The 12,075-nt window shown below is 71.9% G+C and carries 8 protein-coding genes; 2 read left to right on the forward strand and 6 right to left on the reverse strand.

The window, feature by feature from the left end; translation table 11 throughout:
* Nucleotides 1-176 precede the first annotated feature (176 nt).
* From ettA to sucC, 4 genes are all read right to left on the reverse strand, one after another.
* A complete protein-coding gene (gene ettA, locus GVV75_RS00075; RefSeq protein WP_159524163.1) occupies nt 177-1,859 on the reverse strand; it encodes an energy-dependent translational throttle protein EttA in 1,683 nt (560 codons plus the stop codon).
* Between the two features lie 192 nt (nt 1,860-2,051).
* Nucleotides 2,052-3,965 (reverse strand): phosphoribosylglycinamide formyltransferase, encoded by a 1,914-nt coding sequence (gene purN, locus GVV75_RS10170; RefSeq protein WP_235905475.1) that lies wholly within the window; start codon nt 3,963-3,965, stop codon nt 2,052-2,054.
* Nucleotides 3,962-4,900, reverse strand: coding sequence for a succinate--CoA ligase subunit alpha (sucD, locus tag GVV75_RS00085; protein WP_159524162.1), 939 nt, complete (start codon nt 4,898-4,900; stop codon nt 3,962-3,964). Before sucD ends, purN begins: the two co-directional genes overlap by 4 nt.
* Before the next feature lie 3 nt (nt 4,901-4,903).
* Nucleotides 4,904-6,160 (reverse strand): ADP-forming succinate--CoA ligase subunit beta, encoded by a 1,257-nt coding sequence (gene sucC / locus GVV75_RS00090; protein WP_235905473.1) that lies wholly within the window; start codon nt 6,158-6,160, stop codon nt 4,904-4,906.
* A gap of 270 nt (nt 6,161-6,430) precedes the next feature.
* Here sucC and GVV75_RS00095 point away from each other — a divergent pair, with 270 nt between their 5' ends.
* Nucleotides 6,431-8,833 (forward strand): 6-phosphofructokinase, encoded by a 2,403-nt coding sequence (locus GVV75_RS00095; protein ID WP_235905466.1) that lies wholly within the window; start codon nt 6,431-6,433, stop codon nt 8,831-8,833.
* 70 nt (nt 8,834-8,903) lie between these two features.
* Complete coding sequence (locus tag GVV75_RS00100) at nt 8,904-10,199, forward strand: chloride channel protein (protein WP_175994054.1); 1,296 nt, start codon at nt 8,904-8,906, stop codon at nt 10,197-10,199.
* An 88-nt stretch (nt 10,200-10,287) separates the two neighbouring features.
* Here the strand turns inward: GVV75_RS00100 and GVV75_RS00105 are convergent, their stop codons facing one another.
* Together GVV75_RS00105 and GVV75_RS00110 are read right to left on the reverse strand one after the other, a co-directional pair.
* Nucleotides 10,288-10,770 (reverse strand): hypothetical protein, encoded by a 483-nt coding sequence (locus GVV75_RS00105; RefSeq protein WP_159524161.1) that lies wholly within the window; start codon nt 10,768-10,770, stop codon nt 10,288-10,290.
* Entirely contained in the window at nt 10,770-12,062 is a 1,293-nt protein-coding gene (locus tag GVV75_RS00110; RefSeq protein WP_159812955.1) for an AAA family ATPase, read from the reverse strand. Before GVV75_RS00110 ends, GVV75_RS00105 begins: the two co-directional genes overlap by 1 nt.
* Nucleotides 12,063-12,075 lie beyond the last annotated feature (13 nt).

Below are 12,075 nucleotides of genomic sequence, written 5' to 3' on the forward strand. Positions count from 1 at the left end.
CTCAGCCCGCGGATACCGTCTCACCCCGCTCCTGCGCCCTCAAACTGCGAGAATGAGGGCGCAGGAGCGGGGTGAGACGGTATCTGGCGAGTTGGCTCAATCGCGTGTGTTCGGCCTACGGCCCCCAACACCGCTCAATCGCCTCGGCAGCACGAGCAAGCTCGGCTGCGCTCGGCTCAATCGCGTGTGAGCTTCCGGTAGGTGACGCGGTGGGGGCGGGCGGCCTCGGCGCCCAGGCGCGCGACCTTGTTCTCCTCGTAGGAGGCGAAGTTGCCCTCGAACCAGTACCAGTTCGCCGGGTTCTCCTCCGTTCCCTCCCAAGCCAGGATGTGAGTCGCGACTCGGTCGAGGAACCAGCGGTCGTGGGTGATGACAACGGCGCAGCCGGGGAACTCCAGCAGCGCGTTCTCCAGGGAGCCCAGGGTCTCGACATCGAGGTCGTTCGTGGGCTCGTCCAGCAGGATGAGGTTGCCGCCCTGCTTGAGGGTCAGCGCCAGATTGAGGCGGTTGCGCTCACCACCGGAGAGCACGCCAGCGGGCTTCTGCTGGTCCGCGCCCTTGAAGCCGAAGGAGGCCACGTACGCGCGGGACGGCATCTCCACGCCCCCGACCTGGATGTAGTCCAGTCCGTCGGAGACGACCTCCCAGAGGGTCTTGGCAGGGTCGATGCCGGCGCGGGACTGGTCCACGTAGGACAGCTTGACGGTCTGGCCGATCTTGAGGCTGCCGCCGTCGAGCTCCTCCAGCCCCACGATGGTCTTGAACAGCGTGGTCTTGCCGACGCCGTTGGGGCCCACGATGCCCACGATGCCGTTGCGCGGCAGCGTGAAGGACAGGTCATCGATGAGGGTGCGGCCGTCGAAGCCCTTGCTCAGGTGGCTGGCCTCAAGGACCTGGTTGCCCAGGCGCGGGCCCGGCGGGATCTGGATCTCCTCGAAGTCGAGCTTGCGAGTGCGCTCGGCCTCGGCGGCCATCTCCTCGTAGCGGGCCAGGCGGGCCTTGGACTTGGCCTGGCGGCCCTTGGCGGAGGAGCGCACCCACTCCAACTCCTCCTTGAGGCGCTTGGCGAGCTTGGCGTCCTTCTTGCCCTGGACCTCCAGGCGCTTCTCCTTGGTCTCCAGGTAGGTGGAGTAGTTGCCCTCGTAGGGGTAGAGGTGCCCGCGGTCCACCTCGGCGATCCACTGGGCGACGTGGTCGAGGAAGTAGCGGTCGTGGGTGACCGCGATGACGGCGCCCTTGTAGGTGCTCAGGTGCTGCTCCAGCCACAGCACGGACTCGGCGTCCAGGTGGTTGGTGGGCTCGTCGAGCAGGAGCAGGTCGGGGGCCTCCAGGAGGAGCTTGCACAGGGCGACTCGGCGGCGCTCACCACCGGAGAGGTGCTTGACCTCGGCATCCGGCGGCGGGCAGCGCAGGGCGTCCATGGCCTGCTCGAGCTGGGAGTCGAGGTCCCAGGCGTTCGCGGCGTCGATCTCCGTCTGGAGCTTGCCCATCTCCTCCATGAGGGCATCGAAGTCGGCGTCCGGGTCCGCCATGGCCGCGGAGATCTCGTTGAAGCGGTCGAGCTTGCCCTTGATCTCAGCCACGCCCTCCTCGACGTTGCCCAGGACGGTCTTGTCCTCATTGAGGGGCGGCTCCTGCATGAGGATGCCGACGCTGTAGCCGGGGGTCAGGCGCGCCTCGCCGTTGGAGGGCTGGTCGATGCCGGCCATAATCTTGAGGATCGAGGACTTGCCGGCGCCGTTGGGACCGACCATGCCGATCTTGGCGCCGGGCAGGAAGGCCATGGTGACGTCGTCGAGGATGACCTTGTCGCCATGGGCCTTGCGCGCCTTGATCATCTGATAGATGTACTCAGCCACTGTGCGGTGCGCCTTTCGTCGAATTACGGGGAGGTCTGGTGGGCTCGCGCTCGGGACGGGCCCGCCGGTGGTCCTCCGGGGCCGACGACGCGCGCCGCGGCCCAGCCTAGAGCAGTCGCCGCCCATCGGCGACGACGCGGCGCATGACCCCGCGCACGCGGCGCTCGGATGGGCCCGGCGGGGCTGGGTCCCTCAGCGCCCGGGGCCGACGAGCAGGCGGATCTGCTCAATGAGCTGAGGGGTCTCGGCGGCCTTGATGCGCTCGGTGAGGGCTGCCTCGTCGTCATCGGCCAGTACCGGGACCTCCACCTGGGCGATGATCTTCCCGGTGTCCACGCCGGCGTCGACCCAGAACAGGGTGGCGCCGGCCCGCGTGGCCCCGGCGGCCAGGGCGTCGCGCACGGCGTGGGCGCCGGGGAAGTCGGGGAGGAGCGAGGGGTGGGTGTTGAGGACGCGCCCACCGAAGCGGGCGAGGAAAGCGCCCCCCAGCAGGCGCATGAACCCGGCGCAGACCACGAGGTCCGGCACGTATCCGCCCACCGAGCGGGCCAGGGCCTCGTCCCAGGCGGCGCGATCCGGGTAATCGGCCAGGGCGACGACCTCGGTGGGGATGCCCGCCGCGCGAGCGCGCTCCAGCCCCGCGCACTCCTTGTCCGCGACGACGCCGACGACCTCGGCGCCGTAGGCGGGGTCCTCACAGGCCTCGATGAGGGCGGCCAGGTTCGAGCCCGTCCCCGAGACGAGCACGACGAGGGCCGCGGGCTCAGCGCCCTCCGGCTCCTCATCCCACGGGCCCGCCGGGACGGCGTCGCCGGCCTCCTCGGCGCTGCTGGCCCCGTGGGCGCTGTTGGCCCCGTGGGCGCCGCGCCGCTCGCGCAGGCCCTGGGCCGTGCTCCCGGCCGCCTGACTGGCCGCGCTCACGCCGCGCCGCGTCATCCGGCGGGTCCAGGGGTGGATCATGAGAGCGGCGGTGAGCAGTCCGAGGCCGACCTCGATCAGGCACAGGATGATGATGGAGGAGGTCGTCGGGCCGACGTGCGCCAGCCGCGCGGGCCCGATGGGACCGGTGGCGCCCAGGCATAGGACGGCCACCCCGGCGGTGAGAAGGAGCGCCCCACCGGCGGCGGCGGCGAGGGCCCGTCCGAAGCTCAGGGAGGTCAGCTCGCCCCGGTGGCGCCAGCCGATGGCGATCGCCCCCAGGACGATGAGGAAAGGCAGCAGGCGCGCGGGCCCCCAGGTGCCGGCGGGGAGGGCGCCGAGGATCGGCAGGGACGGCACCGCGCCGGCGATGATCGCGCTGGGGGCGAAGAGAGTCCCGCTCCCCACACTGAAACCGGGGCCGAGCACCCAGGACATCGCCCAGATGAGCCCCGTGGGGACCCAGGCGGCCTGGAAGAGGACGAGTCCGGCCGAGGAGATGATGCCGCCCCCGGCGATGGAGTCGTGGAGCAGTGAGATCCTGCCCGCCCCGGCGACGACGGCGGCCAGGAGCGCCACGAGGGACAGCCCGAGCAGCCCGAGCGCGCAGTCGCGGGCCATGCCCAGCGCGGGGCTCACCCAGTCGGGCCGCTCGCGCCACCAGCGCTCCAGTGCCGGGATGCCCCGCCCCTGGGAGTGGAGGCGGGCGCCGATGACGGCCGTCGACAGGACTATGAGGCCCGGCAGGGCCGACCAGGCCCCGCCGCTGGGGGCGGACAGCAGGAGGAGGACGGCCCCGGTCAGGGCTGCGGAGGCGGCGGCCACGCCCCCGGCCGCCGGGCCGGAGAGGCCGGCCCGGCGGGCGGAGGAACGCAGGAGCAGCGCCTGGAGGATGGTGACTCCCAGGAGGGGCAGGCCGAGGGTGCCACTGGGGCCCCCGGCGTCGCCGAGGCGCCCACCCAGGCCGAGAGCCCACAGGCCCGCGCCCGTGCGGATCGTGGAGCCCAGGTTGAGAGCGGTGGAGGCGCTCAGCGGGGCCGAGGTCATCATGACAGCAGTGGTCGCGCCGACGACGAGGAACCAGGCCAGGAGGACGGCCTCGATCCCCGCGCGCAGCGCGAAGGGCCAGTCGTCGGGCAGGGCGGCGCGTCGGCGCGGCTCCGGCCGGCGTTGGGCGGGCCCGCTCACGCGCGCGCGCCCGCGAGATCGCGGTGGATGCGGCGCGCGAGCTCCGCGGTCTGGCTCGGGGTGCGGCCCACGGTGACCCCCACGGCCTCAAGGGCCTCCTTCTTGGCGGCGGCCGTGCCCGCGGAGCCCGAGACGATGGCGCCCGCGTGGCCCATGGTCCTGCCCTCGGGGGCGGTGAAGCCGGCGACGTAGGCGACCACTGGCTTGGTGACGCTCTGGGCGATGTAGGCGGCGGCGCGCTCCTCGGCGTCGCCCCCGATCTCGCCGATCATGACGATGAGCTCGGTGTCGGGATCGGCCTCGAAGGCGGCGAGGGCGTCGATGTGGGTGGTGCCGATGACGGGGTCCCCCCCGATGCCGATGCAGGTGGTGAACCCGAGATCGCGCAGTTCGTGCATGAGTTGGTAGGTGAGGGTCCCGGACTTGGAGACCAGTCCGATGGGGCCCGGGCCGGTGATGTCCGGCGGGGTGATGCCCACGTTGGAGCGGCCGGGGGAGATGATGCCGGGGCAGTTGGGGCCGATGACGCGTGCCCCGTGGGCCGCGGCGTGGGCGCGGAAGGCGACGGCGTCGGCCACGGGGATGCCCTCGGTGATGACGACGATGAGGCGGATCCCGGCATCGACGGCCTCGATGACGGCGTCCTTGGCGAAGGCGGGGGGCACGAAGATCACGGAGACCTCGGCGCCGGTGGCGGCCCTGGCCTCGGCGACGCTGCCGTGGACGGGGACCTCCACGGCGCCGGTGGGCACGGCCCCGGCGCCCGGTCCGATGGGCTCGACGTCGAAGGCGACCGAGGTGCCCGCCTTGCGGGGGTTGACGCCGGCGACGACCCGCGTGCCGGCGCAGAGCATGCGCCGCGTGTGCTTACGGCCCTCCGATCCGGTCATCCCCTGGACGATGACGCGGTCGGACTCGGTGAGGAAGACGCTCATGGCTCAGGCCTCCTGGGGGGTCGGGGCAGCGGTGCGCGGGTCGGGCAGGGGCGGGGCCGGCCGCCCCTCCGGCGCTTCACGCGTGACCCGCTCGGCGATGGCGGTCACGGCGTCGGCGGCGCCGTCCATGGTCTCCACGATGGTGACGCCGGGCAGGTCGGCCTGGCGGAGGATGCGGCGGCCAAGCTCCGCGCTGTTGCCGTCCAGGCGCACCACGATGGGCTTGGCGGGGCCGGTGAGCGTCCCGTGGGCGGCCACGATGCCCTCGGCCACGGTGTCGCAGGAGGTGATGCCGCCGAAGACGTTGACGAGGATGGCCCGCACCTGCGCGTCGGAGGCCACGATGCTCAGGGCGTCGGCCATGGCCTGAGCCGATGAGCCACCGCCCAGGTCGAGGAAGTTGGCGGGGCGCATCCCCCCATGCCTCTCCCCCGCCCCGGCGACGACGTCGAGCGTGGACATGACCAGGCCCGCGCCGTTGCCCAGGACGCCAACCTCGCCGCTCAGGCGCACGTAGTTGAGGCCGGCCTCCTTGGCGCGGGCCTCAAGGGGATCCACCGAGGAGGCATCGACGAGGCCCTCGTGGTCCCGGTGGCGGAAGCGGGCGTTGTCGTCGAGGGTGACCTTGCCATCCAGGGCGATGATCCGCCCGTCGTCGGCCAGGACGAGGGGGTTGACCTCCACGAGGGTGGCGTCCTCAGCCACCAACGCCTCCCAGAGGCGCTCGATGACCCCGGCGACGCCGTCGGCGGTCGGCCCGGGCTCGAAGCCGGCGGCGGCCACGATCTGGCGCGCGGCCTCGGCGGTCAGGCCGGCCACCGGGTCGATGGGGATGCGGGCCAGGGCCTCGGGGCGCTCGGCGGCGAGGGCCTCGATGTCCATACCGCCCTCGCGCGAGCACATCGCCAGGTAACCGCGCTCGGCGCGGTCCAGGAGGATCGCGAAGTAGTACTCCTCGGCGATATTGGTCCCCTCGGAGATGAGCACGGAGCGCACAGTGTGACCCTTGATGCTCATGCCGAGGATGGCGGCGGCGCGCTCGGCGGCCTCCTCGGCGCTGCGGGCGAGCTTGACACCACCGGCCTTGCCGCGCCCGCCGGTCTTGACCTGGGCCTTGACGACGAGCAGCCCGGCCCCGCCGTCGAGGAGGTCCTGGGCGGCGGCGCGCGCCTCCTCGGGGGTGGTGGCGATGATGCCGGGCAGGACGGGGACGCCATGGCGGCGGAAGAGGTCCCGAGCCTGGTACTCATAGAGGTCCATGAGGCGGTGTCCTTTCGCGCGGGTATCGGCCCTCGTCGGGCACCGGCCGGCCGCGGGCCCACTTTGGCTCTGGTCTGAGGGTATCGCGGAGTAGGGCGCCGCGGTGGAGAATCGCGCGCGAGTCTTGGAGGGCCGGCGGGCTCGCACCCCGATGATGGTGACGCCGCGTCATCGGTGTGACGCAGGCCCCTCCGGCGGGACACAATAGGGGCTGACCGGACTGGGCCGGACAGGACCGGGTCGCAGCCGGACCGCATGAGAAGGAGTCCCATGACCGCCGCAGGCAACACCGCTCCGCAGCCGCCGTCCACCGCCTCCCAGGAGCCGGTGATCGACGCCGTCACCTCCGTGGTCCGCGACACGACCGATGCCGCGGCGCCCGCCGGCCCCGCTGGGGAGCCGATCAGGGTCGGGGTACTCACCTCGGGCGGCGACGCCCAGGGCATGAACGCGGCGGTGCGGGCCGCCGTGCGCACGCTGCTGCGCCTGGGCGCCCAGCCCTACGCCGTCATGGAGGGCTGGGCCGGGGCCGTCGCCGGGGGCGAGGGCATCCGCCCCCTGGGGTGGGACTCCGTGGGCGCGATCCTCCACCGGGGCGGGACGATCATCGGCACCGCCCGCTCCGCGGAGTTCCGCGAGCGCTCCGGGCAGCTCGACGCCGCCGCCCATCTCCTGGAGCACGGCATCGACCGGCTCATCGTCATCGGTGGGGACGGCTCACTCACCGGCACCAATGAGTTCCGGATGAACTGGCCGAGCCTGGTGGCCGAGTTGGCCGAGACCGGGCGCATCACCACCCAGGTCGCCCAGGCGCATCCGGCGCTCATGGTGGCGGGGATCGTCGGCTCCATCGACAACGATCTCGTCGGCGCGGATATGACGATCGGCACCGACTCGGCCCTGCACCGCATCTTGGAGGCCATCGACGACATCTCCTCCACCGCCGCCTCCCACCAGCGCACCTTCGTGGTGGAGGTCATGGGCCGCCACTGCGGCTACCTGGCGCTCATGGCGGCGGTGGCCGGCGGCTGCGACTACGTGCTCGTTCCCGAGATCCCGCCGGCCGAGGGCTGGGAGGAGGACATGTGCGCCAAGCTCGCCAAGGGCCGACGGGCCGGGCGGCGCGAGTCCATGGTCATCGTCGCCGAGGGCGCCACTGACCGCTGCGGCAATCGGATCACCGCCGACGACGTCAAGCGGGTCCTGTCCGAGCGCCTCGGCGAGGACGCCCGGGTGACGATCCTCGGGCACGTCCAGCGGGGTGGCAAGCCCAGCGCCTACGACCGCTGGATGTCCACCCTGCTGGGGTGCCAGGCGGCGCGCGAAGTCCTTCAGGCCTCCCCGGAGACGGTGCCGGTGATCGTCGTCGAGCGGCACAACCGCATCCGCTCGGTGCCGATGATGGAGCAGGTCGAGGCCACGCGCGCGGTCAAGGACCTGGTGGCAGCCGGGGACTGGGAGGGCGCCGTGGCCGCCCGGGGGCGCAGTTTCGGCGAGATGCTGCGGGTCTTCGAGACCATGTCCACTCCCCCCGGGCCCACCGCCGCCGGGGCCGCCCCCAGCAGGAGGGTGGCCATCATCCATGCCGGCGGGCTCGCCCCGGGCATGAACACGGCGGCCCGCGCCGCGGTCCGGCTCGGCCTGGACCACGGCTTCACCATGCTGGGCGTGGCGGGCGGCTTCCCTGGCCTTCTCGACGGCGAGGTGCGCGAGCTGAGCTGGGACGACGTCGAAGGCTGGGTCGGCGACGGCGGGGCCGAGCTCGGCACGCGCCGGGAGGTCCCCGAGGTCGAGCAGCTCTACGCCCTGGGCCGGGCCATCGAGAAGCATGAGATCGACGCCCTGCTCGTCATCGGCGGCTTCAACGCCTACCTGGCCGCGCACCGCCTGGTCATGGAGAAGGTCCGCTACCCCGCCTTCCAGATCCCCATCCTGTGCGTCCCGGCGTCGATCGACAACAACCTGCCCGGCTCCGAGCTGTCGATCGGCACGGACACGGCGCTCAACGCGACGATCAGCGCCCTGGACTCGATCAAGCAATCGGCGGCGGCATCGCACCGCTGCTTCGTGGCGGAGGTGATGGGCCGCAAGTGCGGGTACCTGTCCTTCATGAGCGGCCTGGCCACGGGCGCCGAGGGCGTCTACCTCCACGAGGACGGCATCGGGCTGGCGCGCCTAGCGGAGGACTCCAGGCGGATGGTCGAGGCCTTCGAGAACGGCCGGAAACTCCACCTGCTCATCCGCAACGAGCGGGCCAGCGAGTGCTACACCACGGATGTGCTGGCCAAGATCTTCGCCGCCGAGGGCGTGGGCCTGTACGACGTGCGCAAGGCCGTGATCGGGCACCTCCAGCAGGGCGGGGACCCGACGGCTTTCGACCGCCTCATGGCCACCAAGCTCGTCGCGCACGCCCTGGACCTGCTCGCCGATCAACTCCAGAGGGGTACGGACCACTCCAGTTACGTGGGCCTGACCGGTGGGCGCATCACCCACCACCGCCTGGAGCGCATGGAGGAGGAGGTGGACATGGCCAACCGCCGGCCCCTCCATCAGTGGTGGCTGGGGATGCGCCCGGCCCTGGATCTCGTCTCCTCGGACCTGGGCCCGCTGTCCATGGCCGACGTCCCCGACTTCGGCGAGGCCGTGGACGCCGCGGCCACCGCCGAGGACTGAGGGACGTCGACCACCGGCCCGCGCCGACCCGGGCGCGGGCCTGGCGCTGGCGGGAACTATCCTCGGTGCGATGGTCCCTGCCCGTACTCCTCCCCTTGAGCCCGCGCGCCGACCCGCCCTGCCGGCGGCCGCCAGGCTCCTCTGCGCGCTGGTGCTGTCGGGCGTGGCGGCGGGCCTCATCGGCATCGCCATGGCCTACCTCCTCGAGGGCTTCGAGTGGCTGTTCTACGGAGTCGAGGAGGGCTCGCTGCCGGAACGAGTGGCGGCCGCGCCCGCGTGGCGCCGTATCGCGGCGCCGGCCCTGGGCGGCGCCCTCGCGGGCGCCCTGTGGTGGTGGGAGCGCTCCACCGGCGGGGTGGTGAGCGTGGAGCGAGTGGTCGCCGACTCCGGCGCCCCCGGCCCCGACTCGCCCTCTCGCCGCATGGGGGTGCTGCGCCCCTTCGGCGACGCCGTCCTTCAGGTCCTCACCGTCGGCGCGGGAAACTCGGTGGGGCGCGAGGGGGCCCCGCGGCTGGCTGCGGGGGCTGTCGCCGTCGTGGTCGGCCGCAGGCTGGGTCTCGATCGTTCCTGGGCCCGGCTTCTTGTCGCCTCCGCCGCCGGGGCGGGCCTGGCGGCCATGTACAACGCGCCGCTGGGCGGGGCGGCCTATGCCGTCGAGATCGTCATGCTGACCGGGATGCGGCGGCGCGGCGCGCTCCTCGCGGTGCCGCTGAGCGCTCTGGCGACGGTGGTCTCCTGGTGGGGCTCGGGCGGCCGGGCGAGCCTGGTGATGCCCGCCGCCCCGCTCACCGCGCAGACCCTCCTGGCCTGCCTGCTGGCGGCCCCGGTCGCGGCGCTCCTCGGATGGCTGGCGGCGCGCGCCTGGGCGTGGTGCAAGGCGCGCCGGCTGCCGGATTCCTGGAGCCTGCCCCTGGCGATCGGCGGCGCCGGCCTGGCCACGGGCGCGGCCTCCCTGTTGCTGCCAGAGCTACCCGGCAATGGCCGCGACGCCTTCCAGGGAGCGCTCGACTCGCCCGCCGCGGCGGGCGCGCTCGCGGCGCTGCTCGGCGTCGTCGTCCTCAAGCCGCTCCTCACCGGGGTGACGCTCGGGGCCGGGGCCACCGGCGGGCTGCTGGCGCCGTCCTTCGCCCTGGGGGCCAGCGGCGGGGCCGCCATCGCCGTCGGGCTGAGCCTGGCGGGGATGTCCCCGAGCATCCCCGCGGCGGCCCTCATGGGCGCGGGGGTGGCCCTCGCGGTCACGCAGCGCGCGCCCGTCTTCGGAGCGGTGTTCGTCTGGGAGGTCGCCCAGGGACCGACCTGGATCCTCCCGCCGCTCCTCGTGGCGTGCTGGGCCGCCTGCCGGATCACGCGGCCGCACGCCTCCTGAGCCGCCCGGGGCCGAGGGCCGGGCCGCTCCCCGCGGGATCACTCATCCGGACACGGGCAGGGCCCTCGCCCGAGAGGCGCGGCAGCGCTCAGGAGAACGCGCCGAGCACCTTGTCCAACGTCCAAATACCGACGTCGCAGACGGACTTACCGTTCCGCTCACAGTACTGCTGGCGCTCCACGAGGATGCTGAGATCACCACCTCCCATGGTTTTGCTCGCCGCGAGGTCAATCCATGGCATCCCTGTTTCACCGCCCTCCAGGAAGGCCTGGAGGAAGGTGCCGTCCCACTGGACCGCGTCTAGCACCCATGGGCTCTTCCCCTCGACGACCTTCTTGAGGACGTCCGCGAATCGTTGTGCGGCCTCTCGCCGGTCGCCTTTGGCCTGGCAGATGTGATTACCCGTCTCGACGACCGCAGTGATGGGCAGAAGGAAGAGGTGCTTATCGTCGATCCGCGTCCTGAGGGTTTCAAGGACATCGTCCCGCGCGCCCCCCTTCTTCGAGTAGCCCGGCACCTGGAGGATGTGGTCCAGGACAGATGTGTCAATGAACCAGATTCTCGGCCCCATCACATGGCTCCGACGAGTCGCAAGAAGTCCGAGTAGTCGGCCCCGTCATCCTCGGAAGGACCGGTGAGCAGCCCCTGGGACACCACGCGCCCGAGAGTCCCCCGCGCCATGGCGCGGTCGTAGCCGGGAAGGTCGGGCAGTCGTGTCACCTGCCCGTCATGGCAGACGAGCACATCCTCGGCACGGCTTCCCCCAATAGCGTCGAGGAGGGCGGGCGAGTGGGTGGTGATGATGATGGAGATCCCCGCCTGCGCGCCCGCTCCCTCGACGAGCTCGAGCAAACGGGCCGCGTGAGAGGGGTGCAGGCCGTTCTCGATTTCCTCGATGGCAACGACGCGGGCCGCGGAGGTCCGCCCGTCGTCAGGCTCTTCCTGAGCGCTCTGCGGGACGAGAAGGAGCGCGGTGGCGATGGCGAGGAACCTCAGGAGCCCATCGCTCATCGACCTGGCACCTGTACGAGCGGCCCCCGACTCCCTGAGCGCGAGCATGACCTCGTGACCGTCATTCGCGGTGATGAAGTCAAGCGCCTCGATAGGACAGCCCGCGACTTCCCGGGCAAGCGCCTCAAGCCTGCTGAACAGCGATGGGCGCTCAGATCTCATGAGACACACGAGGGCCGACAGGTTGGCCATATCCGGCTCGATCTCCCTGCGACCCCGCGAAACATAGTCCTTCATGCTGGTCACATCCGCGTTCAGGATCACCGCGTTCCGCAGCGTCCGAAGAACGATGCCAGCGGCCTCAGCGCTCCGAGGATCATGAGAAATGGTCTGGATACCGCCTGGGAAGAAAGACAGCGCGGTAAAGGACCTCGGGATCTTGAAAGCCGGCAAAGGCCCAATCGCGACCGTTAACTCCTCCTCGTCATCGCCGGAGAGGGCTGTGAGCAACGGGGTTGGATCCTGCTGGTCGTCGCCCTGGAGCTTGAGCGTCTCGGCCACAACCCCTGGCTCTTCTCCCGCCTCGACCTCGACATCGTAGAGGTAGTCGACGGCGCCGTCCGCCCCGCTCACGCGAACCGTGCACCCGAGAGTGAACGAGCTCTCACCATGCGGCGCCAGGCCTTTCGCCCCGCCTCGCACTGGCCCGCCCTCGCGGCGGTGGCCATCGAGGCTGTCTCGCAGGCGCTCCGGCGTGGCCAGGCGCGACAGGACGTCCAGCGCGTCGAGGACGTTCGACTTGCCGCTGGAGTTCCGCCCGGTCAGCACAGTCATGCCATCCAGGGGCACGACAGCGTCCCGGAAGGACTTGAAGCAGGTGAGTCGCAGTTCGGTCAGACGCGCTGTCTTCATGCCCTCATGCTAC

The sequence above is a fragment of the Actinomyces sp. zg328 genome (assembly GCF_009829635.1).
Taxonomy (GTDB): domain Bacteria; phylum Actinomycetota; class Actinomycetes; order Actinomycetales; family Actinomycetaceae; genus Actinomyces; species Actinomyces marmotae.

Excerpts from the sequence above, each read along its gene's own strand:
- sucC (WP_235905473.1), bottom strand. The coding sequence starts at position 6,160 with ATGGACCTCTATGAGTACCAGGCTCGGGACCTCTTCCGCCGCCATGGC.
- GVV75_RS00105 (WP_159524161.1), bottom strand. The coding sequence starts at position 10,770 with ATGGGGCCGAGAATCTGGTTCATTGACACATCTGTCCTGGACCACATC.
- sucD (WP_159524162.1), bottom strand. The coding sequence starts at position 4,900 with ATGAGCGTCTTCCTCACCGAGTCCGACCGCGTCATCGTCCAGGGGATG.
- GVV75_RS00095 (WP_235905466.1), top strand. The coding sequence starts at position 6,431 with ATGACCGCCGCAGGCAACACCGCTCCGCAGCCGCCGTCCACCGCCTCC.
- GVV75_RS00100 (WP_175994054.1), top strand. The coding sequence starts at position 8,904 with ATGGTCCCTGCCCGTACTCCTCCCCTTGAGCCCGCGCGCCGACCCGCC.
- GVV75_RS00110 (WP_159812955.1), bottom strand. The coding sequence starts at position 12,062 with ATGAAGACAGCGCGTCTGACCGAACTGCGACTCACCTGCTTCAAGTCC.